The sequence below is a fragment of the Streptomyces sp. NPDC004539 genome, from assembly GCF_040610055.1.
In the GTDB taxonomy this organism is placed as follows: domain Bacteria; phylum Actinomycetota; class Actinomycetes; order Streptomycetales; family Streptomycetaceae; genus Streptomyces.
The window spans coordinates 174,301-200,941 of record NZ_JBEXLS010000001.1 but is presented as its reverse complement, the minus strand read 5'-3'; the positions used below and the strand labels follow the sequence as shown (position 1 = coordinate 200,941).

Genomic DNA, 26,641 nt, shown 5'->3' with positions numbered 1-26,641 from the left:
TTGGCGCGGCCATCATCGCACGCCGACCCCGCCGCGCGGCAGGCCCACATCTGTAACCGGGCTGTGGCAGGAAGCGCATGAAATCGCGAGACAGAATCCATTACCTTCTCTTTACTGTCAATGGGGAGACCCGTAACCGACGGGGCCGCTCCAAGGGGAGGACGAATCACGGTGAACAGGACCACGGCGTACGCGACGACCTCGGCGCTCGCGCTGCCCGCCCAGCGGGGGACCTGCGCCGAGCGCCCCGCCCCGGTCGTCCGCGACCTGCGCGACCGCGCCGGCCACAGCCCGCACGCCCTGCTCTTCGGCCCCCGCGACCTCGTCGTCGTCACCGGCCTGCCCGGCAGCGGCAAGTCCACGCTGATGCGCCGCGCGGTGCACGGCACCCGCATCGACTCCCAGGACACCCGCGACCGCTGGGACGCGCGCACGCCCCGCTTCCTGCCGTACGCCGTCTACCGCCCCCTCGTCCGCCTCGCCCACTACGCGGGCCTGTGGCGGGTCCTGCGCTCCGGCGAGGGCGTCGTCGTCCACGACTGCGGCACCCAGTCCTGGGTACGGGCCTGGCTCGCCCGGGAGGCCCGCCGCCGGGGCGGCACCCTGCACCTCCTCCTCCTGGACGTCACCCCGGACACCGCGCTGGAGGGCCAGCGCGAACGCGGCCGGGGAGTCTCCCGGTACGCCTTCCTGCGCCACCGCCGCGCCGCGTCCCGCCTGGTCGGGGCGGTCGAGAAGGGGAAACTCCCGGACGGCTGCCAGGCCGCGGTGCTGCTCGACCGGGACGCGGTGGACGTCCTGCGCAGGATCGCTTTCACCGGCTGACCCCGCCACGGCCGGTACGCCTTTAAGCTTTTCCTCTTCGACAGCGGTTTTCAGCAGACGGTGGACAGCGATGGACTTCCTGGGTGTCCCGGCATCCCCACACCCCTATCCCCACGGCGGCTGGCCGGGCAACGAACTGGAGGAGGTGCTCTCCGCCTCCCTGGGCGTGCCGTCCGCCGGGGCCCGAATAATCGAGGTCCTCGCGCGCAGCTTCGTCTGGGTCCCCCTGCCCAACGGCGGCGGCCCCCGCACCGGCCCCCTCGACCTCCCCACGATCGACGTCGGCGGCGGGACGTACGTCCCCGTCTTCACCTCCGAGGAACAGTTCCGCCAGGTCACCGGCGCCCACATGTCGTTCACGATCGCCCCGGCCGTCGAGTTCGCCAAGGGCCTGCCCCCCCAGGTCGGCATCGCCCTCAACCCCGACGGCGTCGTAGGCGTCCCCCTCCCGCCCGCCGCCGTCGCGGAGCTCTGCCGGGGCGGGCGCACCGTCCTCGACGGGACGGCCTCCGGCGCCCGCGTGCGCCTCTTCGAGCCGGACTGGCAGGACGACCCGATGGACTTCCTCGCCGAGGCGTCCAAGGAGTTCGAGGCGACCGGCACGGTCCTGACCGCCCGCCGCTGCCTGGCGGCGATCGAGACGGCGGCGCCCGTGCTGTTCGTGGGCGTCGAACTCGGCCAGTGGGAGGGCGACTTCCGCGAACGCCCGCTGGACGCCCTGGGCCGCGCCCTCGGCCGCGTCCCGATCGGCTGGCAGGTCAACCTGATCCTGCTCGACGTCGCGGAGGACCCGGTGGGGGTGTGGATGAAGGGAAACGTGCGGCCCTTCTACACGCGGGCCGCCTGAACCCGCCCGCGCACAAACGGCGAACTCCCGGCAGGCGCTTAAGCTTGACCACGACGCAGGGCAACGGCACACATGGGGCAACTCACGAAGGGGCGGTAAAGACGTGAGCGTGAGCGTGAGCGGCACCGCTGCGACCGGCCAGGTCGAGCACATGCTGCGCCAGGTCACGCCTGGCCGCTACGACGCCTACGAGGCACTCCTGCGCGCGCTCTCCACCCCGACGACCGGCCAGATCTGGATGCTCCTGTGGCACGGCCAGGCCGGCTCCCCGGACGCCCAGTACGGCTCGATGGAGGTCGACGGCCACGCGTACGCCCCCGCCGTCACCTCCGCCCAGGAGCTCTCCGCGAGCGGCTGGAACCGCTCGTACGAAGTGGTGGACGGCCTCGACGCGGCCCGCACGCTCTACCCCGACCGGCACGGCCTGTGGCTGAACCCGCACGCGCCGGGCGGCGGCGTCGGCGTCCCCTGGGCGGACCTGCGCCGGATCGCGACGGGCCTGGACCGCCAGCCCCCCGGCCCGCTGCGCCTGTCGGACCCGGCGGTCGAGATCCCGCACTTCTACGCCCTCCTCGGCCAGAACGCCCACCGCACCCCCGCGATCAGGGCCCTGCGCCGCGCCTGGGTCCAGCCCGCGCTCGGCCAGCCGTACCTCTCGATCGGCCTGGACGTCTACGACACGTCCCCGCAGTCCGTCGACGCGGTGCGCGCGATGATGCAGCAGTCGATCGGCGCCGTACCGGACGGCCTGCCGGTGTCGACGGTCGCGATGACCGACGCCTACGACCCGGTCGTCATGTGGATGCGGGCCAACGCCCGCCCGTTCTACGACCGCGAGGCGCACGCCCCGGCCCAGCAGTCCCCGGCGGCCGGCTACGGCTACCCGGCCGCACCGGGCGCGTACTGACGCCCCACCCGAACCTCTGACACACCGTCATCTCAGGAAACCCGTTCGTCACATCGGCGCTCCTTGATCTCCGCGCGTAGCGTGAACCCTAAAACGTTTCCTCGCCCCTTTTTGCCGAATTGCACTCGTCCGGCGGTTGTAACCCGCTGTTCGGATAGCGGAATCTCTCGGTCGGCATCACGTTTGTGCATACTTTCGCCGCCACATCTGGCGCGTGATCGCGGGCGCGTTGAAGACTCGCCTCCCATAAGACGCGAGTAAGGCCGGTCACCACCGGCGGGAGGGGTCAGTCCACTGTGACCGCACCGATCGAGACCACCGGGTCGGAGGCCGGAGCACAGCCAGAGGCCGTGCTCGCCGGGGCCAGTCAGAGCCAGATCGAAGGGCGTTCACTCACCCAGATCGCCTGGACCCGGTTCAAGCGCGACAAGCTGGCCGTGGCCGGCGGCATCGTCGTGGTCCTCCTCGTCCTCATGGCGATCCTCGCCAAGCCCATCGAGGCGGTCTTCGGCCTCGACCCCAACGAGTTCAACCAGGACCTCATCGACCCGGCGATGCAGGCGCCGATCGGCGGCTGGGGCGGCATGAGCTGGGACCACCCGCTCGGCGTCGACCCGCAGTACGGCCGCGACATGCTCGCCCGCATCATCGACGGGTCCTGGGTCTCCCTGCTCGTCGCGGGCGGCGCCACCCTCCTCTCGGTGGTCATCGGCACCGTCCTCGGCGTCGTCGCCGGCTACTACGGCGGCTGGGTCGACTCGATCATCAGCCGGCTCATGGACACCTTCCTCGCCTTCCCGCTGCTGCTCTTCGCCATCGCCATCTCCGCCTCCGTGCAGGACGGTTTCTTCGGGCTGAACGGGCTTCCGCTGCGGATCTGCGTACTGATCTTCGTCATCGGCTTCTTCAGCTGGCCGTACATCGGCCGGATCGTGCGCGCCCAGACGATGACCCTGCGCAAGCGGGAGTTCGTCGAGGCCGCCCACAGCCTGGGCGCCCGCGGGCCGTACGTCCTCTTCCGGGAGCTCCTCCCGAACCTCGTCGCGCCGATCCTCGTCTACTCGACGCTGATCATCCCGACGAACATCCTCTTCGAGGCGAGCCTCAGCTTCCTCGGGGTCGGCATCGCCCCGCCGCAGGCTTCGTGGGGCGGGATGCTCAGCAACGCCGTGGATCTCTACACCGCAGATCCGCAGTACATGTTCGTGCCCGGACTGGCGATCTTCATCACCGTCCTGGCGTTCAACCTGCTGGGTGACGGGCTGCGCGACGCACTCGACCCTCGCAGCAAGTGATCCACATCGACAGAGGGGGCTTTCCTCGGTGAAGACGAGAAGGGTGACCGCCGCGATCGCGTCGGTCCTGGCGATCTCGCTCGGCGCTTCCGCCTGCGGCGGAGACAGCGACAGCGGCGGCGGCTCGGCCAAAGGCAAGAAGGACGAGGCGCTGACCTCCATCGTCAACGCGTCCAGCAAGAAGGGGGGCACGCTCAGCTTCGAGCTCTCCGACGTGGCGGACTCCCTCGACCCGGGCAACACGTACTACGGCTGGGTGCAGAACTTCTCGCGCCTGTACGGCCGTACGCTCACGACGTTCAAGCCGGCCGCGGGCAAGGACGGCCTGACCGTCGTCCCCGACCTGGCCGAGTCGCTGGGCACCCCGAGCGCGGACGCCAAGACCTGGACGTACAAGCTGCGCACCGGCGTCAAGTTCCAGGACGGGACCCCGGTCACGTCCAAGGACGTCAAGTACGCCATCGAGCGCTCCAACTTCGCGCCCGAGGTGCTGTCCAACGGTCCGACGTACTTCAAGTCGTACCTGGTCGGCGGCGACAAGTACACGGGTCCCTACAAGGACAAGAACCCGAACGGCCTCGCGTCCATCGAGACGCCGGACGCGCAGACCATCGTGTTCAAGCTGAAGCAGCCGTTCGCGGACTTCGACTACCTGGCGACCTTCTCGCAGACGGCCCCCGTGCCGGCCGCGAAGGACGACGGCGCCAAGTACGTCCAGCACATGGTCTCCTCGGGCCCCTACCAGTTCGAGTCCTACGAGGAGGGCCGCAGCGCCACCCTCGTCCGCAACCCGCAGTGGGACGCGAAGACGGACCCGAACCGCAAGGCCCTGCCGGACAAGATCACGGTCAAGTTCAAGGTCAACGCGGTCACGATCGACAACGACCTGCTCTCCGACAAGATCACCGCTGACGCGGGCGGCACGGGTGTCCAGGCGGCCACCCAGCCCAAGGTCCTCAAGGGCAAGAACTCGAACCAGACGGACAGCTCGTACGCCGGGGCGACCTCGTACATCGCGCTGAACCAGAACGTCGAGCCGTTCAACAACATCAACTGCCGCAAGGCCGTCCAGTACGGCATCGACAAGCAGTCGATCCAGGACGCCATCGGCGGCGAGCCCAAGGGCGACATCGCCACCACGCTGCTGCCGCCGTCGGTCAACGGCTACACCAAGTTCGACACCTACCCGTCGGCCGGCAACAAGGGCGACGCGGCCAAGGTCAAGGAATTCCTCACCGCGTGCGGCAAGCCGAACGGCTTCAGCACCATCCTGACCGCCCGCTCGGACCGTCCCACCGAGATCGCGCAGGCCACCGCCGTCCAGGCGTCGCTCAAGAAGTACGGCATCAACGTCGAGATCCGGCAGTTCCCGGCCGGCAAGTACTTCTCGAACTTCGCGGGCGTCCCGTCCTACGTCCACCAGCAGAAGCTGGGCATGCTCTCCATGGCGTGGGGCGCCGACTGGCCGACCGGCTTCGGCTTCCTCGACCAGATCGTCAACGGCTCCGCCATCAAGCCCTCGGGCGGCAACAACCTGATGGAGCTGAACGACCCGAAGATCAACGCCGCCCTGGCCGCCGCGATCGCCAACACCGACACCGCCGCCCGCACCAAGGCGTGGGGCGACATCGACAAGATGGTCATGGACACCGCCACGGTCGTCCCGACCATCTACCGCAAGAACCTGCTCTACCGGCCGGCGTCCGCGACCAACGTCACGGTCACCCAGGCGTACCTCGGCATGTACGACTACCTGCTGATGAGCTCCTCCAAGTAGCCGAGCAGGCCGGAATCTTCTCGAAAGGCAGGTGAAGGTTCCGGGTGGCGGGGACGGACACGATCCGACCCCGCCGCCCGGAGCCGGACAGCTGTGGCTGCGTACATCATCCGGCGCGTATTCGGCGCCCTGGTACTGCTGCTGGTGGTCAGCGCAGTCACCTTCGCGATCTTCTTCTTGGTCCCCCGGCTCGGCGGCCAGACGGCCGACCAGCTCGCCACCCAGTACGTCGGCAAGGACGCCAATCCCGAGTCCGTCGCCGCGATCAAGAAGAACCTGGGCTTCGACCAGCCCATCTACACCCAGTACTGGCACTTCATCAAGGCGCTGTTCGTCGGCGCCGACTACAAGTTCGGCCCGGACGCCACCCACTGCGGTGCCCCCTGCTTCGGCTACTCCTTCAAGAGCCACGTCGAGGTCTGGCCCCAGCTCACCGAGCGCATCCCGGTCTCCTTCTCGCTCGCCGTGGGCGCGGCGGTGATCTGGCTGATCTTCGGTGTCACCACCGGTGTCGTCTCCGCGCTGCGCAAGGGCAGCCCCATCGACCGCGTCTCGATGTTCATCGCGCTCGCCGGCGTCTCCCTCCCGATCTTCTTCACCGGCCAGATCCTGAGCGCCGTCTTCGTGTACGAGATCCCCGTCTGGGACTCCATCGAATACGTGCCGTTCACACAGAATCCGGCCGAGTGGGCCTGGCATCTCCTACTCCCCTGGATCAGCCTCGCCTTCCTCTTCTCCGCGCTCTACGCCCGGCTCACCCGGGCGGGCATGCTGGAGACCATGGGCGAGGACTACATCCGCACGGCCCGCGCCAAGGGCCTCAAGGAGTCGACGGTCGTCACCAGGCACGGCCTGCGCGCCGCGCTCACCCCGATCGTCACCATCTTCGGCATGGACTTCGGCACCCTCGTCGGCACCGCCGTCCTCACCGAGACGGTCTTCTCCCTCCAGGGCATCGGCGCCTACTCGGTCCAGTCGATCCGGGACAACGACCTGCCCATCGTCATGGGCGTCACCCTGGTCGCCGCCTTCTTCATCGTCTTCTGCAACCTCGTCGTCGACCTGGTGTACGCAGCCATCGACCCCCGGGTGAGGTACTCGTGAGCAAGCTCGACAAATCGGCACCGGGAGAGCCGGTGAACGAAGCGCCGGACGCTCCCGAGGACGCGTTCCTCTCGGTCCGCGACCTGAAGATCCACTTCAACACGGACGACGGTCTCGTCAAGTCCGTCGACGGCGTCAGCTTCGACGTACGGCGCGGGCGGACCCTCGGCATCGTCGGTGAGTCCGGCTCCGGCAAGTCCGTCACCTCGCTCGGCCTGATGGGACTGCACCGCTCCGCGCGCAACGCCCGGGTGAGCGGCGAGGTCTGGCTCGACGGCCAGGAGCTGATCGGCGCCGACCCCGACGAGGTGCGGCGGCTGCGCGGCCGGAAGATGGCGATGATCTTCCAGGACCCGCTGTCCGCGATGCACCCGTACTACACGGTCGGCCAGCAGATCGTCGAGGCGTACCGGGTCCACCACCCGGTCACCAAGAAGGAAGCCCGTAAGCGCGCGGTCGAGATGCTCGACCGGGTCGGCATCCCCGAGCCCGACAAGCGCGTCGACGGCTATCCGCACGAGTTCTCCGGCGGTATGCGCCAGCGCGCGATGATCGCCATGGCGCTCGTCAACAACCCCGAGCTGCTGATCGCCGACGAGCCGACCACCGCGCTCGACGTGACGGTCCAGGCGCAGATCCTCGACCTGATCCGCGACCTCCAGAAGGAGTTCGGCTCCGCGGTCATCATGATCACGCACGACCTCGGGGTCGTCGCGGAGATGGCCGACGACCTGCTCGTCATGTACGGCGGCCGGTGCATCGAACGTGGCTCCGCGGAGGACGTGTTCGCCGAGCCCCGCCACCCCTACACCTGGGGTCTGCTCGGCTCGATGCCGCGGCTCGACCGTGAGGACACCGACCGCCTCATCCCGATCAAGGGCGCGCCGCCGTCCCTGATCAACGTCCCGTCCGGCTGCGCGTTCAACCCCCGCTGCCCGTACGCGGACCTCCCCAAGGACAACGTCACCCGCACGGTCCGGCCCGAGCTGACCGAGGTCGGCGGCGGGCACTGGGCCGCCTGCCATCTCGGCACGGAGCAGCGGGAGCGGATCTGGAACGAAGAGATTGCGCCGAAGCTGTGAGCGATGCTGTGAGCGGTAAATCCGAGGGTGTGGCCGTGCGGGACGAGACCCCTGAGGTTCTGCTGAAGGTCTCGGGGCTCCAGAAGCACTTCCCCATCCGCAAGGGCCTCTTCCAGCGGCAGTCCGGTGCCGTGCGCGCCGTCGACGGTATCGACTTCGAGGTCCGCAAGGGCGAGACGCTCGGGGTCGTGGGCGAGTCCGGGTGCGGGAAGTCGACGATGGGCCGGCTCATCACGCGGCTCCTCGAACCGACCGGCGGGAGTGTGGAGTTCGAGGGCAAGGACATCACGCACCTCGGGGTCGCCGGGATGCGTCCGCTGCGGCGTGACGTGCAGATGATCTTCCAGGACCCGTACTCGTCGCTGAATCCGCGGCACACGATCGGGACGATCGTCAGCGCGCCGTTCAAGCTTCAGGGGGTGGAGCCGGAGGGGGGCGTCAAGGCCGAGGTGCAGCGCCTGCTGTCCGTCGTCGGGCTCAACCCCGAGCACTACAACCGCTATCCGCACGAGTTCTCCGGCGGGCAGCGTCAGCGTATCGGGATCGCCCGCGCCTTGGCGTTGAACCCGAAGCTGGTCGTGGCGGACGAGCCGGTCTCCGCGCTGGACGTCTCCATCCAGGCGCAGGTGGTGAACCTCCTCGACGACCTCCAGTCCGAGCTGGGCCTGACGTACGTCATCATCGCCCACGACCTCTCGGTGGTCCGGCACGTGTCGGACCGGATCGCGGTGATGTACCTGGGCAAGATCGTGGAGTTGGCGGACCGGGACAAGCTCTACAAATCCCCCATGCACCCCTACACCAAGGCCCTCCTCTCCGCGGTCCCCATCCCCGACCCCAAACGCCGCGGCGCCAAGAGCGAACGCATCCTCCTCCGCGGCGACGTCCCCTCCCCGATCTCTCCCCCCAGCGGCTGCCGCTTCCACACCCGCTGCTGGAAGGCGACAGAACTCTGCCGCACGACCGAACCCCCTCTCCTGGAGCTGATCCCCGGCCAGCAGGTCGCCTGCCACCACCCCGAAAACTTCGAGGACCAGGCCCCCCAGGAAACGGTCCTCCTCACGGAGGCCAAGCAGGCGGCCGAACTGGTCGCGGACGAGGTACTGGCGGAGTCGGCGGAGACGTCGGCGGCTGTGGCGGCGGAGGTGGAGGCACCGGAGACGGCAGCCGAGACCGACGGGGAGCCGAAGGCGTAGGACGCCGGTTCGGGGGTGGGGTCTTTCAGGGGGCGCGGAGCTGCGCCGATGTGCGGCTCCGCCGCGTGGGCGCGACAAGCCACGATGGTGCCGCACCTGTTCGACGACCTCTGCGGCTCCGCTGTGGCTGGTCGCGCAGTTCCCCGCGCCCCTTTGCGGCGTGGGTGTCGACGTTTGTTCAAAGCTCCCGCCTCTAACCATCACCCCTGCATGCCCAGCCACATCGAACCCGCACGCGTGAACTCCGGTCTCAGCCCAAGTCCTTTAGGGGTGCGGGGCTGTGTGGATGTGCGGCTCCGCCGCGTGGGCGCGACCAGTCACATCGGGCCCGCAGGCGTGAACTCTGCGTCAGCCCGAGTCTTTTAGGGGCGCGGGGAACTGCGCGAGCAACCACGGCGGACCCGCACCCGGCAACGACCCCCCCGCAGCTCCCCCCTTCGCGTGACAAGTTGGCAAAGTCATGCACATGCCCAGACTCGGCCCTGCAAAGTCGTCCCTGTCCGACACACTCGGCACACCGTGCGAAAGGGACGACCATGGCACTCTCCCGTTCGGCATGGGCAGGCACCGCTGTAGCGGCTGCCGCCACTCTTTTTGTCGTCGCCGCCTCCCCCGCCCCCACCCCGGGCGCGGACGGCATAGGCGACACCTACTTCCCGCAGCTGGGCAACGGGGGCTACGACGCCCTGCACTACGACCTGGGAGTCGCGTACAACCCCGACACGGACCGCCTGGACGGCAGGACCACCCTCACGGCGAGAGCGACGCAGAACCTCTCCGGATTCGACCTGGACCTCCAGAAGTTGGAGGTGACCCGGGTCGAAGTGAACGGAAAGAGGGCGGAGTTCACGCGGGAGGGCGACGAGATCAAGGTGACGCCACGTCAGTTCCTGAGGAAGGGACGGACGTTCGAGGTGACCGTCGTCTACGGCGGCGTACCGGAACCCCTCAGCGGCCCCATAGTCTTCGGCTCGGACTACGGCTGGATGAAGACCACCGACGGAGTCTTCGTCGCCTGCGAACCGAACGCCGCCTCGACCTGGTTCCCCTCCAGCGACCACCCCTCGGACAAGGCGACGTACGACATCCGCATCCGAACCCCCAAGGGCCTGACGGCGGTCTCGAACGGCCGCCTCGTCTCGACGTTCGACAAGGGCGACTCGACCTACACGCACTGGCGCGAGTCGAAGCCGATGGCGACCTACCTCGCGACGGCGACGATCGGCAAGTTCGACGTGAAGACGGGAACGACCCCCGCCGGCACCCCCATCTACGTCGCGATCGACCCGGTCCTCGCCAACAGCAACAACGTCGACGTGTACGCGGTCACCGCAGCCGCCACCGACTACTGGTCCCAGATCTTCGGCCCCTACCCCTTCGAGGAGACCGGCGCGATCGTCGACGACATGCCCCAGGCGGGCTTCTCCCTGGAGGTCCAGAGCAAACCGGTCTACTCGGCCGTCCGCAGCGAATCGACGATCGTCCACGAACTCGCCCACCAGTGGTTCGGCGACTCGGTCAGCGTCGCGCACTGGAAGGACATCTGGCTGAACGAGGGCTTCGCGACGTACAGCCAGTGGCTGTGGGACGAGCACAAGGGCACCCGCACCGCGCACGACGCGTTCCTCGCCGGCTACAACTCCCGCCCCTCGACCAGCGCGTTCTGGCAGATCACCGTCGGCGACCCACAGCGCGACACCATGTTCGCCTCGGCGGTCTACCAGCGCGGCGCGATGACCCTCCAGGTCCTGCGCGAACGCATCGGCGACCCCGCCTTCTTCAAGCTCCTGCCGGCCTGGACGAAACTCCACCGCTACGGCAACGCGAACACGGACGAGTTCATCCGCCTCGCGGAGAAGATCTCGGGACAGCAGCTCGACGACCTCTTCACCACCTGGCTCTTCACCACCGGAAAGCCGACCCTCTGACCGCGCCTGGCCTTGCATAGCAAGGAGGACACCCGCGCATAGGGAAGAATGTGCGGGTGCTCCAGCAAATCTTCAGCCCTTCCGTCCAGCACACCCTCGACCTGGCCGGCATCTTCGTCTTCGCGCTCTCGGGCGCGCTGCTGGCCGTCCGCAAGAACTTCGACGTCTTCGGCATCGCCGTCCTCGCCGAGGTCACCGCGCTGGGCGGAGGGCTGTTCCGGGACCTGGTGATCGGCGCGGTCCCCCCGGCGGCCTTCACGGACCTGGGCTACTTCCTCACCCCGCTGATCGCCGCCCTCCTGGTCGTCTTCCTCCACCCGGAGGTGGAGCGCATCCAGAACGCGGTGAACGTCTTCGACGCGGCGGGCCTCGGCCTCTTCTGCGTCGCGGGCACGACGAAGGCGTACGACCACGGCCTCGGCCTCACCGCCTCGGCCACCCTCGGCCTCGCGACCGGCGTCGGCGGCGGCGTCCTGCGGGACGTCCTCGCCAACGAGGTCCCCTCACTCCTGCGCTGGGACCGCGACCTGTACGCGGTACCGGCGATGGTCGGCGCGACGATGGTCGTGGTGTGCATCCACTACGGGGTGCTCACCCCGCTGACCAGCGGCCTCGCGGCCACCACCGCGTTCGTCCTGCGGCTGCTCGCGATGCACTACCACTGGCGCGCACCGCGGGCGTGGAACCGCCGCTCTACTGTCCGAGAGGAGTAGAGCTACGGGTACCGGCGGTCCCCGTACCCCTGCTACCCGTAGTACCCGTGCTGCCGGAAGCCTCCGTGCTCCCGGTGGTGCCGGCGCCGCTTCCCGTAGTACCCGTAGTACCTCCGGCGCCGTCGTCGGCCCCGCCCCCGGCGGAGACGTTCGTCAGCCCCATCTGCACGGTCAGCCACTGGAACGCCGGCACGACCTGCGGCTTCCACAGCTTCATGTTGTGCCCGCCGACCTTCTTCGGGATGTAGACGACGTCCACGACCGTCGGCGCCTTGGCCTCCTTCTTCAGGGCGAGGCCCGCCTCGTACCCGTCGCCGGGCTGGCCGGACTGGTAGAGCGCGACCGCCGGGGGAGTGGCCGCCTTCTGGAGCATGAAGTAGGGGTTGGTCTCGTGGCGCAGGGTCGGGTCCTGGGCGGTGAGGGAGGAGCGCTCGCCCATCGGGTCGTTGTACCCCGAGAGGCTGACGGCGGCGCGGTAGCGGTCGGGGTGGGCGATGGCCAGCTTGGTCGCGCAGTGCGCGCCCGCCGAGTACCCGGCGACCGCCCAGCCCCGGGGCGCGGGCAGGGCGCGGAAGTTGTCCGTCACCATCTTCGGGACGTCGACGCTGAGCCAGGTGTCCGCGTTGACGGTGCCCGGGACGTTCGCGCACCCCGTGTCCACGCCGGCCAGGAGCGTCGTACGCGGGGCGACCAGGATGAACGGGGCGACCTTGCCCTGGCGCATGAGCGTGGCGAGCTGTTCGTGGGCGTGCAGGGAGCCGAACCACGCCTTGGCGGAGCCGGGGTAGCCGGGCAGGAGTTCGACGACCGGGAAGTGGATGTTCTTGAGGGAGGGGTCGTTGTACTGCGGCGGCAGCCAGACGTAGACCTCGGCGGTGACGCCGGAGACCCGGCCCTTCAGCTCGGTCTGCATGACCCCGCCGGCCGCGCTCATCCCGGGGCCGGTGGCCTCGGTGAACTTCTGCTTGACCTTCGGGAGCTTCTTCACCGATATCCCGCCGGTGCCGCTCGCGCCGAGGTCGCGGGCCTGGCTGACGTGGTCGCCCGTACCGAGCAGGTCCGACCAGTTGTCGTACAGGTTGTTGGAGTTGTTCACCAGGGTGAAGACCAGCGCGATGGCGGTGCCCTGGGCGAACAGCAGCATGAGGAAGCGCACCCCGCCCCGCAGGACGCGCGGCCCGCGCAGCCGCGTCCACAGGAACAGCGGCAGCGCGACGGCCAGCACGGCCAGCACGATCAGCGTGTAGAGGAACGGGGTCCCGGTAAGGCTCATGTCCCTACAGAGGGGAAACACGGCCGCGAGGTTTACGGACGTGTGAGGACACTTACCGAGAAATTGCCGAGGCGGCACCCCCGCCCCCCGTAAAGCTACCGCTTAGTAATAGCCTGTTGTATCGTTCACCCATGCCAGACACAGCCGCCCCCGCCACCGTCGGACACAGCGAGTTCGACCGCGCGACGACGCTCACCCCCCGCGAGCCGGGGGTGCCCGGCGTGTACGACATCGACCTCCCGGCGGGCTGGACGATCTTCGGCGCGCTCAACGGCGGCTACCTCCTGGCCGTCCTCGGCCGCGCCCTCGGCGAGACGCTGCCGCACCCGCACCCCTTCACGATCTCCGCCCACTACCTGAGCGCCTCGCGCCCGGGCCCGGCGGTCGTCCGCGCGGAGCAGGTCCGCACCGGCCGCACCCTCTCCACCGGCCAGGCGTCCCTCTTCCAGTACGACGCCGACGGCACCGAGACCGAACGCATCCGCGTCCTCGCCTCCTACGGCGACCTCGCGAGCCTCCCCGACGACGTCCACACCTCCGCGAAGCCGCCCGCCTTCCCGCCCCTCACGCACTGCGTCGGCCCCGAGGACGCGCCCGGCTCCGCCGACCAGCAGCCCATCGCGGAACGCGTGCTGCTGAAGATCGACCCGGCGACCGTCGGCTGGGCCCTCGGCGAGCCCTCCGGCAAGGGGGAGTCCCGCGCCTGGTTCGGCCTCGCGGACGGCCGGGACGCCGACCCGCTGTCGCTGCTGCTGGCCGTCGACGCCCTCCCCCCGACCGCCTTCGACCTCGGCGTCAAGGGCTGGGTCCCCACGGTCGAACTCACCGTCCACGTACGGGCGTTGCCCGCCCCCGGCCCGGTCCGCGTGGCCATCACCACCCGCAACCACGCGGGCGGCTTCCTGGAGGAGGACGCGGAGGTCTGGGACAGCGAGGACCGCCTCGTCGCCCAGTCCCGCCAACTGGCGCGGGTCATGCTGCCCTGAACCCGGCTCACCCCCTCGCCGAAACCTGACATCTGCCGTCAGGTTTCGGCGATGCTGTTCCGGTGAAATCCGACCGCCTGCTCTCCATCCTCCTGTTCCTCCAGACCCGTTCCCTCGTCCCCGCACACGAACTGGCCGAGCGGCTGGAGGTGTCCGAGCGGACGATCTACCGGGACGTCGAATCGCTGTCGGCGGCGGGCGTGCCGGTGTACGCCGAACGCGGCCGGCACGGCGGCATCAGGCTGCTCGCCGGGTTCCGTACGGACGTCACCGGACTGACCGCCGACGAGTCGAGGGCGCTGTTCGTGCTGGCGGCACAGGGCGCGCACGAGGCGCTGGGCCTGGACTCGGCGCTCGGCTCGGCCCTGCGGAAGGTGATGGCGGCGCTCCCGGCCCCGCACCGCCCCGCCGCCGAGGCGACCAGCCGCCGCATCCTGGTGGACGCCACCCGCTGGTGGACGGACGGCGAGACGAACGCCGTGGACCTGGACGTCCTCCAGGACGCCGTCTTCACCGACCGCCGCCTGCGCCTGAGTTACCGCCACAGCGGCACGACCGAGCACCGCACGTACACCGTCGACCCCTACGGCCTCGTCGCCAAGGCCGGCGTCTGGTACCTCGTCGCCGACCGGCGCGGCAGGCCACAGCTCTTCCGCGCGGAACGGATCAGGACGGCGAAACAGCTCCCCGAACCGGTCCGGCGCCGCGACGGCGTCGAACTCGCCGACGTCTGGGAGGTGTTGAGACGCCAGGTCGAGGAACGGCCGGTCGGCGTCGAGGTCGTGGTGCGGGTCAGACGGGAACGCCTCGACTTCTTCCTCCGACTCGCGGCCACCCAACTGGCCTCCCCGCAGGACGAGTTCGACCTCACGGGGGAGTGGGTGACCGTACGGCTCCGGTACGGCCAGGTCCGGGCGGCCCGTCAACTGCTCATGTTCTCCGACCAGGTGGAGGTCGTCTCGCCCCCCGAGGTGCGCGCCGAACTGCGCGAGGCGCTCGCCTCTGTCACGGCCCTGTACCAGCGCCCCGCACCGGAGTTGGAGTGAAGTCGCAGGCCAGAGCGGTGACTTGAGGTGCGCTTTACCCGATTGACAGGCGGCGAACAGAGGAGTCCCAAGGAAGCCTCAGACGCGGTTGGTTGAGTTCACGTCCTCAGGACCCACTCATCTTTCTTGGAGCTGTTTCTCATGAAGCGTGCGCGTCTCGTCCCCGCCGTGGCCCTGCTGGCGCTCTCGCCCCTCGCGCTGGCCGCCTGCGGCTCCGGCGACTCCTCGTCGTCCACGAACAGCGGCAACACCAACTCCAGTCAGCAGTGTCAGGCACCCACCGGCATGCCGACCGGGACGGCCCGGCCGAGCGGGGCGCCGACGGGAGCGCCGACCGGACAGCCGACGGCGCTGCCGAGCGGGGCGCCCACGGGACAGCCGACGGGCACGCCGACCGGGACGCCGACCGCGATGCCGTCGGGCGGGCCCGGCGGGGGCCAGGGCGGCCAGGGCGGCCCCGGTGGTGGCGGTCAGGGCGGCGGCTGCGGGGGGCCCGGTGGGGGCGGGCAGCAGGGGGGTCAGCAGGGGCAGCAGGCTCAGCAGCAGGGCTGAGCACCTGTTCAGGGCCGGCGATCACGGCCTCACGGCGTACAGGGGCGGCGCACCGGAATCACCGGGCGCCGCCCCTGCCGTACGTGGCGTGTGTGTAGCGGGGGTGCGGTCAGTCGTTCCAGTGCAGGCGGCCGATGCTGATCAGGCGCAGTTGGCGGGCGGCGCGGTCCGTCGCGAGGGCGCGTTCCGCGGGCGGGGCGTCGAGGGTCTCCAGGAAGAGGGAGGCGACGATCAGCATCTGGTCGACGTAGAGCTGGGCCAGCATGAGGAGGTCGGCGTCGCTCCAGGCCGCCGACTCCGGGTCCTTGGCGAGTTCGTCGCGCACCTCCTCGGCGAACCGGGCGAGTTGGGCGCGGATGGCCTCGCGGACGGGCTGGACGCCGCCGTGCCGCTCCCGGGCGATGAAACGGACGGGGGCGGGGTGGGCGGAGACGTGGCCGTCGATCAACTCCAGGGCGCGGGCGATGCGTTGCTCGGGGTCGTCGGTCGCGACGACCGTCGTGCGGATCATCGGGTGCAGGCTGCCGAGGGCCTGGTCGACGAGGGCGACGCCGAGGTCGGGGATGGAGCGGAAGTGCCGGTAGAAGGCGGTGGGGGCGACGCCGACGGCACGTGTCACCTCCCGCAGGCCGAGGCTGCTGAGGCTCTGCTCCTCCAGCAGTTCCAGCGCGGCGTCCAGGAAGGCCTGGCGGGTCTTCTGCTTCTGGGCCTGCCGGACGCCGAGGGTGTGACTCATCTCTCCAGTTAACAACTGTTCTCCGTAATTGAAAAGCCGGACCGGGGGTCTAGACTCGTAAGTCAGTGAACAACTGTAACCACAACTGTTCACCGATCAGTCGCTCGTGACTCGTGAAGGGACCACCCATGCTGTTCCTGGTAGCCGCGCTCCTCCTGCTCGGCGTCGCCATGGGCACGGTCGCGCACGCTCCGCTGGACGTCACCCTGACCGGTGCCGTCGTCATCGGGGTCTGGCTCGCGGTCTTCGCCGTCCGCGAGCGCGTCGCCCGTCGCCGTACCGGCACCCGAAGGGAAGCCTGATCCGCCATGCCGCTCCTCACCGCCCCCGCCGGCAGCCCCGCCGCCACCCGTGATCCGGACGGCATGGCCGTCGCGTCCTTCGTCCTCGGCCTCCTCGGCCTCCTCGTCCTGAACCTGTTCCTCGGCCCGATCGCGATCGTCCTCGCCTCGGTCGCCCTCCTGCGCGGCACCACGCGCCGAGGGCGAGCCCTCCTCGGACTCACCCTCGGCATCGCCGACCTCCTGGTCCTGGCCGCGTTCGTACAGGCCGACTCCACGATCTCCTGGAGCCTGTGACCCGCCCCTCGAACCGGCGTCTCCGAGGACTGCCCCTCAGACGGTGAACCCCCCGTCCACCCGGATCGACGCGCCGGTGATGTACGCCCCCTCCGGCCCCGCGAGATGCGCCACCGTCGCCGCGATCTCCGCCGGCTCCGCGTACCGGCCCACCGCCGTCAGCCCCGCGATCCCCGCCGCGTCCGGCCCGTCCGCCGGGTTGGCGTCCGTGTCGGTCGGCCCCGGATGAACCAGGTTGACGGTGATCCCCCGCGGCCCGAGCTCCCTGGCCAGCCCCCGGGTCATCCCCTCCAGCGCCGTCTTGCTCATCGCGTACAACGCCAGCCCCGCGAACGGCACCCGGTCGGCGATGTTGCTCCCCACGCTGATGATCCGCCCGCCCCTCCCCATATGCCGCGCGGCGGCCTGCGCGGCGAGAAAGGGCGCCCGCACATTGACGGCGAGCGCCCGATCGACATCCTCGACCGCCCACCCCTCCAGCGCCCCGGTCGGAAAGACGGCGGCATTGTTGACGAGCACGTCAAGCCGCCCGAAGGAAGCCGCGGCCTCCTCCACGGCCCCCACGAGAGCCTCCGGCTCCCCGCAGTCGACCCTCACGGCGAGCCCCCGCCCCCCTTCCCCCTCAACGACCTTCACCACCTCCCGAGCCGACTCCTCCCGCCTCTCATAGGTGACAACGACATCGGCCCCCTCCCGAGCCAACCGCCCCACCACAGCCGCCCCGATCCCCCGGCTGCCCCCGGTGACCAACGCCACGCTTCCCTCAAGTCGCTTCATACGAACGAGCATCGCGACGACGGCCCCGGAACGCTGGCAGGAATCGGACAGCGCGTTCGGCCACCCGCCCCAGCCCACCACCGGCCGCACCCCCTACCCGCACCCCACCCCACCCCCGGCCCGTACAATCGCTGAACCATGGCCTACCTCGACCACGCCGCAACCACTCCGATGCTCCCGGAGGCGGTAGAGGCGTTGACCGCGCATCTGGGAGTGACCGGCAACGCCTCGGCGCTGCACGCCGCGGGCCGGAGGGCCAGGCGTACGGTGGAGGAGGCGAGGGAGGCGCTCGCGGAGGCGCTGGGGGCACGTCCGAGCGAGGTGGTGTTCACCTCGGGCGGTACGGAGGCGGACAACCTCGCCGTGAAGGGGCTGTACTGGGAGCGGCGGGATGCCGAGCCGACTCGGACGCGTGTACTCGCCAGCCCCGTCGAGCACCACGCCGTCCTCGACGCCGTCGACTGGCTCGCCGAACACGAGGGCGCCACCGTCGAGTACCTCCCGGTGGACCCGTACGGCCGAGTCCACCCCGACGCCCTGCGCGAGGCGATCGAGCGCAACCCCGAGGACGTCGCCCTGACGACGGTCATGTGGGCGAACAACGAGATCGGCACGGTCATGCCGGTGCGCGAACTCGCGGATGTCGCAAGGGAGTACGGCATCCCGATGCACGCGGACGCCGTCCAGGCGTTCGGCCAGCTCCCCCTGGACTTCGCGGAGTCGAACCTCGCCGCCATGACGGTCTCGGCCCACAAGATCGGCGGCCCGTACGGCATCGGCGCCCTCCTCCTCGGCCGCGACCACACCCCCGTACCCGTCCTGCACGGCGGCGGCCAGGAGCGCCACGTCCGCTCGGGCACCCTGGACACCCCGGCGATCGCGTCGTTCGCGGTGGCCGCCCGGCACGCCGCGGACCACCGCGAGCGCTTCGCCCGGGACATCGGCGCCCTGAGGGACACCCTCGTCGAGGCGGTCCGTACGGCCGTCCCGGACGCGATCCTCGGCGGCGACCCGTCCTCGGACGGCCGGCTCCCCGCGAACGCGCACTTCACCTTCCCGGGCTGCGAGGGCGACTCCCTGCTCCTCCTCCTCGACGCCCAGGGCATCGAGTGCTCGACCGGCTCCGCCTGCACGGCCGGCGTCGCCCAGCCCAGCCACGTCCTCCTCGCCGTCGGCACCGACCCCGACCTGGCCCGCGGCACCCTCCGCTTCTCCCTCGGCCACACCTCCACGGAGGCCGACGTGAAGGCGGTGGCGAAGGCGATCGGCCCGGCGGTGGAACGCGCGCGGGCGGCGGGCCTGTCGTAACCCCCGCAGGACGGACCCCTTCGCACGCGACACGCGGATTTGCCACCAACTCCCGCCCAAAAAAGGTCAGTTGACGGTAATCTCCCCAGCCCCCGCACAGCCCGCCGCAAAGGCTCTCTTCAGCTCCGTCCCTAGCGTCTGCGGACATGACAGAGAACCCCGCACCCCACAACACCCCCGCCCCCGAGAACACCCCCGGACGACACCGCCTCGACCCGGCGGTCAAACGCAGGCGTGTCCTCGTCGGCGGAGCCGGCGTCGCGGCGGCCGGCGGACTGACGGCCGCCGGACTCGCCATGGCCGACACGACGAGCAGCACCACAACCGGTACAGCCACGGAAGCGACAGCCGGCACCACCACCGCCACCACCGTCTGCACCCTCAACGCCGAAGTCACCGAAGGCCCCTACTCCCTCGAAGGCGCCCTCGTCCGCGAGGACATCCGCGAGGACAAGGAGGGCTTCGAGGTCCGCTACACCTTCACGGTCGTCGACCAGGCGAACGACTGCGCCCCCCTCCCGGACGCCCTCGTCGAGATCTGGCACTGCGACGCCCTCGGCGAGTACTCCGGCTTCGTCGGCGGCAACGGCCACCAGGAGGAGGACAACGGCACGTTCCTGCGCGGCGGCCGGCTGACCGACGCGAACGGCCGGTGCACGATCACGTCCGTCTGGCCCGGCCACTACGTCTCCCGGGCCGTCCACGTCCACCTCCGTGTCCACACGGACGTCACCCTCACCGACACCTCGTACACCGGCGGCGAGATCGTCCACACCGGCCAGCTCTTCTTCGACCCCGACATCAACGCCGAGGTCCAGGCGACCTCGCCGTACGCCGAGAACACCACCCCGGAGACCCTCCTCGCGAACGACTCCATCTACGACGACGGCGGCGCGAGCTCCGGCCTCCTCACCCTCACCGCCCTCGGCACGAGCGTGAGCGACGGCTATACGGCGACCCTCACGATGGGCGTCGACTCGGCCTGAGCGCACAGCGGAAGGGGCCCGGCGGAAGCGCTTCCGCCGGGCCCCTTCCGCGCGACCGTCAGCTCTCGGTCACCATCAGCGCCGCCATCATCCCCTCGTCCTCGTGCTGGAGGAGATGGCAGTGGAGCATGTACATGTACGTGTCGTCGGTGAAGTCCGTGAACTTCATGGCGATCTTGATGGACCCGCCGCCGACCACCTCGAACGTGTCGAACCACCCGAGGTCCACCCCGGTCGGCTCCTCCCCGTTGATCTCGATCAACTGGAAGGGCACGTCGTGGAGATGGAACGAGTGCTCCAGCTGCGTCGCGTTGGTGATCGTCCAGATCTCCTCGGCGTCCAGGGTCGTACTGATCATCGCCATCCCGGACATCGTCGTCCCGACGGACCCGTTGATGGTCATGTTCAGCCCGCTCTGCCCGAGCGTGATCGTGCGCGCCGTGAACGACGAAGTGTCGTACCGGGTGATGGAGTTGAGCGACGACGGCAGATCGGCCGGGGTGTCGGAGGCGCTCGGGGTGACGGTCAGGAAGTCGTACGTCCCGCTGCCGCCGCGCACCCAGCCGGTCGTGACGACGGTCTGGAGGGTCACCGCGTCGCTGAGGTCCATGACGAACTCGGCCCGCGCGCCGGCCACGAGCCGGATCGACGTCACCTCGGCGGCGGACGCCAGGTAGCCCTGGTCGGTGGCGATCTGGGTGAGCGTGCCGCCGTCGCTGCGCTGGATGGTGAGGATGTCGGCGGGGGAGGCGTTGAGGACGCGGAACCGGGTGCGGGTCTTGGTCGCGGTGAACGTGAGCGTCGTGTCGTCGACGTTGACGCCGTTGCACAGCAGCGGGTAGACGAGGCTGCTGCCGAGGTACCCGGAGAGGTTGTACTTGACGTCCCCGCTGCTGTCGGCGGCCAGCGACTGGAGGATGATCGGGATGTCGTCCACGCCGTAGTCGCTGGGCAGCGCGGTGGACGTCGTCGAGTCGTCCTCGACGATGATCATCCCGGCGAGTCCGCGGACGACCTGCTCGGCCGTCGTCCCGAGGGCGTGCGGGTGGTACCAGAGCGTCTTCGCCTCGTCCTTCACCTCGAACGTCGGCGACCAGGTCTTGCCGTCGGCGAACGAGTTCTGCGGGCCGCCGTCCATCTCGGCGGGGATGTGCGCGCCGTGGAAGTGGACGGTCGTGTCGTCGCCGAGGCTGTTGGTGATGTTCAGCAGGACGGTCGAACCGCTGGTCCACTTCATCGTCGGGCCGAGGAAGCTGCCGTTGTAGCCGGCGCTGGTGCTGGAGACCCCGCTCAGGACTTCGTGCGTACCGGTCTGCGCCTCCAGCGTGTACGTCGTCGTCGTACCGGAGGTCGTCCCCTCCAGCAGGTCCGGGACGGTCAGGGTGGCCGTGTTCGTCGCGGCGCTCGCCTTGTTCCCGCCGGTCCCGCCGAGCAGCCCGATGGTCGTGCCGGCGCCCGCGACCGCCCCGAAGCCGATGCCGGCCATCCCGCCGAGGAACTTCCGCCGGTGCAGGCCCTTTCCGCGCGGGGTCACCTTCGTGTGCTCGCCCTTGCCACTGTTCGTGTGCTCTGAAGTCATGGCCGGGATGCTGGAGCCGGGGTCTGTGCGGGCGCTGGGCCGAAGTTAGGAGTTGGGCGGGGGCGCTGTGCGGGAGCTGGGGCCATCAACTCCCTTTGTTTATACGGCGGTTACATCATCGCAGGTCATCTTCACGGCGAGGGAGGCATGGGGCGCTTCGGGCGTTACCGAGTTGTGATGCCCGGGGTGGGGTCTGTGGAGCTCATGCCTCCGTCTTCGCCAACGCCTCCCGCGCCTGGCTCACCAGCTTCAGATACCGGTCCCAGTCCCAGTGCTTCCCTGGGTCCGTGTGATCCGTCCCCGGCACCTCCACGTGCCCGATGATGTGCTCGCGGTCCACGGGAATGCCGTACCGCGCGCAGATCCCCGCCGCCAGCCGGGCCGAGGCGGCGTACATCGCGTCCGTGAAGTCCTGCGGCCGGTCCACGAACCCCTCGTGCTCGATCCCCACGCTCCGCTCGTTGTACGACCGGTTCCCCGCGTGGTACGCGACGTCCAGCTCCCGGATCATCTGGGCGATCCGCCCGTCCTGCCCCACGATGTAGTGCGCCGCCGCCTGATGCCCCGGGTCCTGGAACGCCTGCACGGCGCTGTCGAAATCCCCCTGGGTGACATGGACGACGATCATGTCGACCTCGTAGTCGTCGGGCCGGTCCGCCCAGCGGAAGTTCGCGTCCGACGCCTCCACCCACCGCGCCCCCTGGAAGTCCACCGCCCCCGCCACCCGGGGCCGCTGGTTCCCCGGCAGCTGCCACCACAGCCTCGACAGATCGTCCCGCGCGACGAACGCGCCCCCGCCGACGACCGCCGCCGCACCCCCGAGGATCAGCGCCCGCCGCCCGATGTCCTTCTTCCTGGACCCCATGAAACCCTCTCTCGCACAGCCCCCACATGATCCCCAACGCATATCCGGGCGACCGGGTTCCCGCGGCCCCGTACCCTGGAGGGGCTATGACTGAGACCGCGCGCCCCCGCCCCCTCCGAGTACTCGCCGCCATGTCCGGCGGGGTCGACTCCGCAGTAGCCGCTGCCCGAGCAGCGGAAGCCGGCCACGACGTGACCGGTGTCCATCTCGCCCTCTCGGCGAACCCGCAATCGTTCCGCACCGGCGCGCGGGGCTGTTGCACGATCGAGGACTCCCGCGACGCCCGCCGCGCCGCGGACGTGATCGGCATCCCCTTCTACGTCTGGGACCTGGCGGACCGTTTCCGCGAGGACGTCGTCGAGGACTTCATCGCCGAGTACGAGGCCGGCCGCACCCCCAACCCGTGCCTGCGCTGCAACGAGAAGATCAAGTTCGCGGCCCTCCTCGACAAGGCCCTCGCCCTCGGCTTCGACGCGGTGTGCACGGGCCACTACGCGACGGTCCTGACCAAGCCGGACGGCACCCGCGAGCTGCACCGCGCGAGCGACATGGCGAAGGACCAGTCGTACGTCCTCGGCGTCCTCGACGAGAAGCAGCTCGCGCACGCGATGTTCCCCCTCGGCGACACGCTCACGACGAAGGACGAGATCCGCGCGGAGGCCGAGCGCCGGGGCCTCGCGGTCGCGAAGAAGCCCGACTCCCACGACATCTGCTTCATCGCCGACGGCGACACCCAGGGCTTCCTCGCGAACCGGCTGGGCAAGGCCGAGGGCGACATCCTCGACGAGTCGGGCGAGAAGCTCGGCACCCACGACGGCGCCTTCGGCTTCACCATCGGCCAGCGCAAGGGCCTGCGCATCGGCACCCCCGCCGCCGACGGCAAGCCCCGCTACGTCCTCGACATCTCCCCGGTGAACAACACGGTGACGGTCGGCCCGGCCGCCGCCCTCGACGTCACCGCCCTGACCGCGATCAAGCCCCGCTGGTGCGGCACACCCCCCACCGGCTCCGCCGTCTACACCGCCCAGCTCCGCGCCCACGGCGGCGAGACCGAGGTCACCGCCGAACTCGTCGACGGCGAACTCCACGTCACCTTCACGGACCCGGTCCGCGGCGTCGCCCCCGGCCAGGCGATCGTCCTGTACGACGACACCCGCGTCGTCGGCTCGGCGACGATCGCCACGACCACCCGCCGCACCCCGGCCGGGGTCTGACAGGGCTCAGGGCACGTCCGGGTTCACGACACCTCGGGGGAGTAGAAGCACAGGTACCCCTTGATCGCCGCGACCTCGGGAAGCGGCTCCGGGTACGACCACACCAGGTCGGGGGCGTCCGGCAGGGACCAGTAGGACGCCGTGCCCTTGAAGGGGCAGACGGTGTGCGTGTCCGAAGGGGTCAGGAGGTCCAGGCGGACGTCCTCGGCGGGGAGGTAGTAGCGCGGGGGACAGCCCGTCTCCTCCAGGAGCAGCGCGCGGCCCGAGTCGGCGAGGACCTGATCGCCGTGCACCACGCGCACCCGCGCGGAGGACGGCTCGACGGTGATGCGGTGTCCGTTGGTCATGTGAGGAAAACGCCGGGAGAGCCGAGGACGTTCCCCCGTACGGTGTGCCGTATGCGTATCTGTGTCTTCCTCTCCGCCGCCGACCTCGACGACCGCTACACGGCCCCCGCGCGGGAGTTCGCGACCCTGCTGGGCAAGGGCGGTCACACGCTGGTGTGGGGCGGGTCCGACAGCGGGCTGATGAAGGTCGTGGCGGACGGCACGGAGGCGGCCGGCGGACGCCTGTGCGGGGTGTCCGTCGAGTTCCTCGCCGCGAAGGTCCGGCCCGGGGTGGACGAGATGGTCGTCGCGAAGGACCTCGCCGAGCGCAAGAGGCTGCTGGTGGAGAAGGCGGACGCGGTCGCGATCCTGGTCGGCGGGATGGGCACGCTCGACGAGGCGACGGAGATCCTGGAGCTGAAGAAGCACGGGCACACGCGGAAGCCGGTGGTCCTGCTGAACACCGAGGGCTTCTACGACGGCCTGCGGCTCCAGCTGGAGCGGATGGAGGCGGAAGGCTTCCTCCCGCTGCCCCTCGCCGAGCTGATCGCCTTCGCGGAGGAACCGGCACAGGCACTCGCGTACCTGACCGAAGCCGCCTGATGCGAGCATGACCGTATGGCAACACATGTGATCACCGGCGCCGGTTCCGGAATCGGCGCCGCGGTGGCCCGCCGGCTGCACGCGCGCGGGGACGACCTCGTGCTCCACGCGCGCGACGCGGGCCGCGCGAAGGAGCTGGCCAAGGAGTTCCCCGGCGCCCGCACCCTCGTCGGCGACCTCGCCGACCCCGCCAAGCTGAGCTGGGCGTTCTCCCACCAGACGCTCCCCGACCGCGTCGACACCCTGCTGCACGTAGCCGGCGTCGTCGACCTCGGCCCGGTCGGCGACCTCACCCCCAAGGCGTGGCACCACCAGCTCAACGTCAACCTCGTCGCCCCCGCCGAGCTGACCCGGCACTTCCTGCCGCAGCTCCGCACGACCAAGGGGCACGTCGTCTTCGTCAACTCCGGCGCCGGCCTCAACGCCCACGCCGACTGGTCCGCCTACGCCGCCTCCAAGCACGGCCTGAAGGCCCTCGCCGACTCCCTGCGCCACGAGGAGCACGCGAACGGCGTCCGGGTCACCTCCGTCTACCCGGGCCGCACGGCGAGCCCCATGCAGGTCAAGGTGCACCAGCAGGAGGGCAAGGAGTACGACCCGGCCCGCTGGATCGACCCCGAATCCGTCGCGACGGCCATCCTCACCGCGATCGACCTCCCCCGGGACGCCGAGATCAACGACCTCACGGTCCGCCCGGGCCGCTGAGGTCCCGCTCGTACACCGTCACCCGCCGCCCCCGCACCTGCTCGTCGGCCACGACGGCGAAGTACCGTTCCAGCACAGCCGCCTTCACCCGGTCCCGCGCACCCCGCGCGGGCCGCGCGGCCCCCTCCGCGTCCGCCACCAGCAGCACCCGCCGCTCCGCGAGCAGCGCGGCCCGTATCCGCTCCGCGTCCGCCTCGACGCCCCTCAGCGTCCCGGACTCCCGAGGGCTCTCCACCAGCGCGATGTCCCGCAGCCCGGCGAACGCCTCCGGTGTCACCGCCCACGTGTCCCGGCGGAACGCCGGCAGGAACACCACCGCGTCCCCGGCCCCTTTCAGCCGCCGCACCTCGGAGGCGACGGCGAGCACGTCGTCCACCCGGCTCTCCGGAGACCGCTTCGCCAGGGACTGCGGCAACAGCGCGACGGCCGCCAGCGCGAGCACCCCGGCCAGCACCCACCCGCGCGCTTTCGGAAATGTCCGTATCGCCGCCCCTAGGGACGATCCGATCAGAAGCGTCAGCCCCAGCATGCTGTAAAGGACATATCTGTCCAGGTACAGCGGGTGCACCAGCGACAGCCCGACGAGCCCGAGCTGCGGCACGACCAGCAGCGGCAGCCCCACGGACGTCACCGACAGCCGTCCCGCGCACGGACGCTCCACCAGCGCCCCCGCACACCCGATCGCCACCAGGACGGCCGGCCCGACCAGCATGTGCCAGGTCAGCGGCGGTATCCACGCCACCTGCTCGGACTGCTCCCGGCTGAACAGCACCAACGGCAGCACCCCGGCGGTCGCCGCCCCGGCGGCCACCACCCACCTCACGAACACCTTCCGCCCGGCCCCGCTCCACCACAGCGTCACCAGATGCGCCGCCAGCAGCATCAGTGAGAGCCAGTTCAGCAGTCCGATGAACAGAACGGCGACCCCGTAGGAGACCTGGTAGCCCCAGTGAGCCTTCCCCGACAGGGCGTTCACCAGCAGCAGCGTCGACACGGCCGCCCCCGCCGCCACCAGCATGTACGACCGGCCCTCCTGGAGCTGGAACTGCACGGCGGGCAGCAGCCCGAACGCGGTCCCCGCCCCCAGCCCCACCCACCGGTCACCCACCCGGCACCCGACGGCCGCCACACACCCCGCCGCCACCGCGCCCGCCACCACCGACGGCAGCCGCAGCGACACCACACCCGCCCCGAACCACTCGAACACGACATGCATCAGCAGGTAGTAACAGCCGTGCACGACATCGACGTTGCCCAGCATGCGCCAGATCTCACCGGTGGACCGCTCCGCGACGTCCCAGGTCACCGCCTCGTCCCGCCACACGCTGTCCTCCCGGGACAGCCCCCACGACCCCAGCGCGAGCGTCCACAGCACCGGGACACCCCAGACCACGGGCATACGAAGACGACGGCATGACACGAGAAGAGCTCCC

At 70.2% G+C, this 26,641-nt stretch carries 27 protein-coding genes; 20 read left to right on the top strand and 7 right to left on the bottom strand.

Annotated features, from left to right (window positions below):
- Window positions 1-171: 171 nt before the first annotated feature.
- The 10 genes from ABZX85_RS00930 (at window position 172) to ABZX85_RS00885 (ending at window position 11,674) form a co-directional block, all read left to right on the top strand.
- The gene (locus ABZX85_RS00930; protein WP_355861264.1) at window positions 172-825 is read left to right on the top strand and encodes an AAA family ATPase; all 654 of its coding nucleotides are present in this window, start codon (window positions 172-174) and stop codon (window positions 823-825) included.
- Between the two features lie 70 nt (window positions 826-895).
- On the top strand, window positions 896-1,672 hold the full coding sequence (locus ABZX85_RS00925; protein ID WP_355861262.1) for an enhanced serine sensitivity protein SseB: 777 nt from the start codon (window positions 896-898) through the stop codon (window positions 1,670-1,672).
- 109 nt (window positions 1,673-1,781) lie between these two features.
- A complete protein-coding gene (locus ABZX85_RS00920) occupies window positions 1,782-2,579 on the top strand; it encodes an enhanced serine sensitivity protein SseB C-terminal domain-containing protein (RefSeq protein WP_355862288.1) in 798 nt (265 codons plus the stop codon).
- A 296-nt stretch (window positions 2,580-2,875) separates the two neighbouring features.
- On the top strand, window positions 2,876-3,874 hold the full coding sequence (locus ABZX85_RS00915; RefSeq protein ID WP_355861260.1) for an ABC transporter permease: 999 nt from the start codon (window positions 2,876-2,878) through the stop codon (window positions 3,872-3,874).
- A gap of 28 nt (window positions 3,875-3,902) precedes the next feature.
- Entirely contained in the window at window positions 3,903-5,651 is a 1,749-nt protein-coding gene (locus tag ABZX85_RS00910) for an ABC transporter substrate-binding protein (RefSeq protein ID WP_355861258.1), read from the top strand.
- Between the two features lie 93 nt (window positions 5,652-5,744).
- Entirely contained in the window at window positions 5,745-6,755 is a 1,011-nt protein-coding gene (locus ABZX85_RS00905) for an ABC transporter permease (protein ID WP_355861257.1), read from the top strand.
- The gene (locus ABZX85_RS00900) at window positions 6,752-7,837 is read left to right on the top strand and encodes an ABC transporter ATP-binding protein (protein WP_355861255.1); all 1,086 of its coding nucleotides are present in this window, start codon (window positions 6,752-6,754) and stop codon (window positions 7,835-7,837) included. Before ABZX85_RS00905 ends, ABZX85_RS00900 begins: the two co-directional genes overlap by 4 nt.
- A gap of 35 nt (window positions 7,838-7,872) precedes the next feature.
- Window positions 7,873-9,033 carry a dipeptide ABC transporter ATP-binding protein gene (locus ABZX85_RS00895; protein ID WP_355861253.1) on the top strand — a complete coding sequence of 387 codons (1,161 nt, stop codon included), beginning with the start codon at window positions 7,873-7,875 and terminating at the stop codon, window positions 9,031-9,033.
- Between the two features lie 536 nt (window positions 9,034-9,569).
- Entirely contained in the window at window positions 9,570-10,961 is a 1,392-nt protein-coding gene (locus ABZX85_RS00890; protein WP_355861252.1) for a M1 family metallopeptidase, read from the top strand.
- A gap of 56 nt (window positions 10,962-11,017) precedes the next feature.
- On the top strand, window positions 11,018-11,674 hold the full coding sequence (locus tag ABZX85_RS00885) for a trimeric intracellular cation channel family protein (protein WP_355861250.1): 657 nt from the start codon (window positions 11,018-11,020) through the stop codon (window positions 11,672-11,674).
- Here ABZX85_RS00885 and ABZX85_RS00880 read toward each other — a convergent pair.
- On the bottom strand, window positions 11,655-12,947 hold the full coding sequence (locus ABZX85_RS00880) for an alpha/beta hydrolase-fold protein (protein ID WP_355861248.1): 1,293 nt from the start codon (window positions 12,945-12,947) through the stop codon (window positions 11,655-11,657). The two genes, ABZX85_RS00885 and ABZX85_RS00880, sit on opposite strands and share 20 nt — an antisense overlap.
- Before the next feature lie 131 nt (window positions 12,948-13,078).
- Here ABZX85_RS00880 and ABZX85_RS00875 point away from each other — a divergent pair, with 131 nt between their 5' ends.
- The 3 genes from ABZX85_RS00875 (at window position 13,079) to ABZX85_RS00865 (ending at window position 15,531) form a co-directional block, all read left to right on the top strand.
- The gene (locus tag ABZX85_RS00875; protein ID WP_355861246.1) at window positions 13,079-13,933 is read left to right on the top strand and encodes a thioesterase family protein; all 855 of its coding nucleotides are present in this window, start codon (window positions 13,079-13,081) and stop codon (window positions 13,931-13,933) included.
- A gap of 62 nt (window positions 13,934-13,995) precedes the next feature.
- A complete protein-coding gene (locus ABZX85_RS00870; RefSeq protein ID WP_355861244.1) occupies window positions 13,996-14,979 on the top strand; it encodes a YafY family protein in 984 nt (327 codons plus the stop codon).
- 141 nt (window positions 14,980-15,120) lie between these two features.
- Window positions 15,121-15,531, top strand: coding sequence for a hypothetical protein (locus tag ABZX85_RS00865; RefSeq protein WP_355861242.1), 411 nt, complete (start codon window positions 15,121-15,123; stop codon window positions 15,529-15,531).
- A 109-nt stretch (window positions 15,532-15,640) separates the two neighbouring features.
- Here the strand turns inward: ABZX85_RS00865 and ABZX85_RS00860 are convergent, their stop codons facing one another.
- Window positions 15,641-16,267, bottom strand: coding sequence for a TetR family transcriptional regulator (locus ABZX85_RS00860; RefSeq protein WP_355861240.1), 627 nt, complete (start codon window positions 16,265-16,267; stop codon window positions 15,641-15,643).
- 128 nt (window positions 16,268-16,395) lie between these two features.
- On the opposite strand from ABZX85_RS00860, the gene ABZX85_RS00855 reads away from it, so the two are divergent.
- Window positions 16,396-16,569: a hypothetical protein gene (locus tag ABZX85_RS00855; RefSeq protein ID WP_355861238.1), complete on the top strand. Its 174-nt coding sequence runs from the start codon at window positions 16,396-16,398 to the stop codon at window positions 16,567-16,569.
- Between the two features lie 6 nt (window positions 16,570-16,575).
- A complete protein-coding gene (locus tag ABZX85_RS00850; protein ID WP_355861236.1) occupies window positions 16,576-16,845 on the top strand; it encodes a DUF4190 domain-containing protein in 270 nt (89 codons plus the stop codon).
- A gap of 36 nt (window positions 16,846-16,881) precedes the next feature.
- Here the strand turns inward: ABZX85_RS00850 and ABZX85_RS00845 are convergent, their stop codons facing one another.
- Window positions 16,882-17,622: an SDR family oxidoreductase gene (locus ABZX85_RS00845; RefSeq protein ID WP_355861234.1), complete on the bottom strand. Its 741-nt coding sequence runs from the start codon at window positions 17,620-17,622 to the stop codon at window positions 16,882-16,884.
- Between the two features lie 138 nt (window positions 17,623-17,760).
- Between ABZX85_RS00845 and ABZX85_RS00840 the strand changes: the two genes are divergently transcribed.
- Together ABZX85_RS00840 and ABZX85_RS00835 are read left to right on the top strand one after the other, a co-directional pair.
- Window positions 17,761-18,930 (top strand): cysteine desulfurase family protein, encoded by a 1,170-nt coding sequence (locus ABZX85_RS00840; RefSeq protein WP_355861232.1) that lies wholly within the window; start codon window positions 17,761-17,763, stop codon window positions 18,928-18,930.
- Between the two features lie 146 nt (window positions 18,931-19,076).
- Window positions 19,077-19,916: an intradiol ring-cleavage dioxygenase gene (locus ABZX85_RS00835; protein ID WP_355861230.1), complete on the top strand. Its 840-nt coding sequence runs from the start codon at window positions 19,077-19,079 to the stop codon at window positions 19,914-19,916.
- Between the two features lie 58 nt (window positions 19,917-19,974).
- Here ABZX85_RS00835 and ABZX85_RS00830 read toward each other — a convergent pair whose 3' ends face one another.
- Together ABZX85_RS00830 and ABZX85_RS00825 are read right to left on the bottom strand one after the other, a co-directional pair.
- Complete coding sequence (locus ABZX85_RS00830; RefSeq protein WP_355861228.1) at window positions 19,975-21,495, bottom strand: multicopper oxidase domain-containing protein; 1,521 nt, start codon at window positions 21,493-21,495, stop codon at window positions 19,975-19,977.
- A 202-nt stretch (window positions 21,496-21,697) separates the two neighbouring features.
- Window positions 21,698-22,360, bottom strand: coding sequence for an N-acetylmuramoyl-L-alanine amidase (locus ABZX85_RS00825; RefSeq protein WP_355861226.1), 663 nt, complete (start codon window positions 22,358-22,360; stop codon window positions 21,698-21,700).
- An 86-nt stretch (window positions 22,361-22,446) separates the two neighbouring features.
- Between ABZX85_RS00825 and mnmA the strand changes: the two genes are divergently transcribed.
- On the top strand, window positions 22,447-23,574 hold the full coding sequence (gene mnmA, locus ABZX85_RS00820) for a tRNA 2-thiouridine(34) synthase MnmA (RefSeq protein WP_355861224.1): 1,128 nt from the start codon (window positions 22,447-22,449) through the stop codon (window positions 23,572-23,574).
- A gap of 23 nt (window positions 23,575-23,597) precedes the next feature.
- On the opposite strand, the gene ABZX85_RS00815 is transcribed toward mnmA, so the two are convergent.
- Window positions 23,598-23,921: a DUF427 domain-containing protein gene (locus ABZX85_RS00815; protein ID WP_355861222.1), complete on the bottom strand. Its 324-nt coding sequence runs from the start codon at window positions 23,919-23,921 to the stop codon at window positions 23,598-23,600.
- 51 nt (window positions 23,922-23,972) lie between these two features.
- Here ABZX85_RS00815 and ABZX85_RS00810 point away from each other — a divergent pair, with 51 nt between their 5' ends.
- Entirely contained in the window at window positions 23,973-24,503 is a 531-nt protein-coding gene (locus ABZX85_RS00810) for a TIGR00730 family Rossman fold protein (protein ID WP_355861220.1), read from the top strand.
- Between the two features lie 15 nt (window positions 24,504-24,518).
- Window positions 24,519-25,208 carry an SDR family oxidoreductase gene (locus ABZX85_RS00805; RefSeq protein WP_355861218.1) on the top strand — a complete coding sequence of 230 codons (690 nt, stop codon included), beginning with the start codon at window positions 24,519-24,521 and terminating at the stop codon, window positions 25,206-25,208.
- Here ABZX85_RS00805 and ABZX85_RS00800 read toward each other — a convergent pair.
- Entirely contained in the window at window positions 25,186-26,607 is a 1,422-nt protein-coding gene (locus ABZX85_RS00800) for a hypothetical protein (protein ID WP_355861217.1), read from the bottom strand. The two genes, ABZX85_RS00805 and ABZX85_RS00800, sit on opposite strands and share 23 nt — an antisense overlap.
- Window positions 26,608-26,641: the final 34 nt, after the last annotated feature.

Bases quoted from the DNA above. Each gene is read 5' to 3' on its own strand.
- ABZX85_RS00925 (WP_355861262.1), top strand. From the start codon at position 896: ATGGACTTCCTGGGTGTCCCGGCATCCCCACACCCCTATCCCCACGGC.
- ABZX85_RS00890 (WP_355861252.1), top strand. From the start codon at position 9,570: ATGGCACTCTCCCGTTCGGCATGGGCAGGCACCGCTGTAGCGGCTGCC.
- ABZX85_RS00880 (WP_355861248.1), bottom strand. From the start codon at position 12,947: ATGAGCCTTACCGGGACCCCGTTCCTCTACACGCTGATCGTGCTGGCC.
- ABZX85_RS00875 (WP_355861246.1), top strand. From the start codon at position 13,079: ATGCCAGACACAGCCGCCCCCGCCACCGTCGGACACAGCGAGTTCGAC.
- ABZX85_RS00865 (WP_355861242.1), top strand. From the start codon at position 15,121: ATGAAGCGTGCGCGTCTCGTCCCCGCCGTGGCCCTGCTGGCGCTCTCG.
- ABZX85_RS00860 (WP_355861240.1), bottom strand. From the start codon at position 16,267: ATGAGTCACACCCTCGGCGTCCGGCAGGCCCAGAAGCAGAAGACCCGC.
- ABZX85_RS00855 (WP_355861238.1), top strand. From the start codon at position 16,396: ATGCTGTTCCTGGTAGCCGCGCTCCTCCTGCTCGGCGTCGCCATGGGC.
- ABZX85_RS00850 (WP_355861236.1), top strand. From the start codon at position 16,576: ATGCCGCTCCTCACCGCCCCCGCCGGCAGCCCCGCCGCCACCCGTGAT.
- ABZX85_RS00845 (WP_355861234.1), bottom strand. From the start codon at position 17,622: ATGAAGCGACTTGAGGGAAGCGTGGCGTTGGTCACCGGGGGCAGCCGG.
- ABZX85_RS00840 (WP_355861232.1), top strand. From the start codon at position 17,761: ATGGCCTACCTCGACCACGCCGCAACCACTCCGATGCTCCCGGAGGCG.
- ABZX85_RS00835 (WP_355861230.1), top strand. From the start codon at position 19,077: ATGACAGAGAACCCCGCACCCCACAACACCCCCGCCCCCGAGAACACC.
- ABZX85_RS00830 (WP_355861228.1), bottom strand. From the start codon at position 21,495: ATGACTTCAGAGCACACGAACAGTGGCAAGGGCGAGCACACGAAGGTG.
- ABZX85_RS00825 (WP_355861226.1), bottom strand. From the start codon at position 22,360: ATGGGGTCCAGGAAGAAGGACATCGGGCGGCGGGCGCTGATCCTCGGG.
- mnmA (WP_355861224.1), top strand. From the start codon at position 22,447: ATGACTGAGACCGCGCGCCCCCGCCCCCTCCGAGTACTCGCCGCCATG.
- ABZX85_RS00815 (WP_355861222.1), bottom strand. From the start codon at position 23,921: ATGACCAACGGACACCGCATCACCGTCGAGCCGTCCTCCGCGCGGGTG.
- ABZX85_RS00810 (WP_355861220.1), top strand. From the start codon at position 23,973: ATGCGTATCTGTGTCTTCCTCTCCGCCGCCGACCTCGACGACCGCTAC.
- ABZX85_RS00805 (WP_355861218.1), top strand. From the start codon at position 24,519: ATGGCAACACATGTGATCACCGGCGCCGGTTCCGGAATCGGCGCCGCG.
- ABZX85_RS00800 (WP_355861217.1), bottom strand. From the start codon at position 26,607: ATGCCCGTGGTCTGGGGTGTCCCGGTGCTGTGGACGCTCGCGCTGGGG.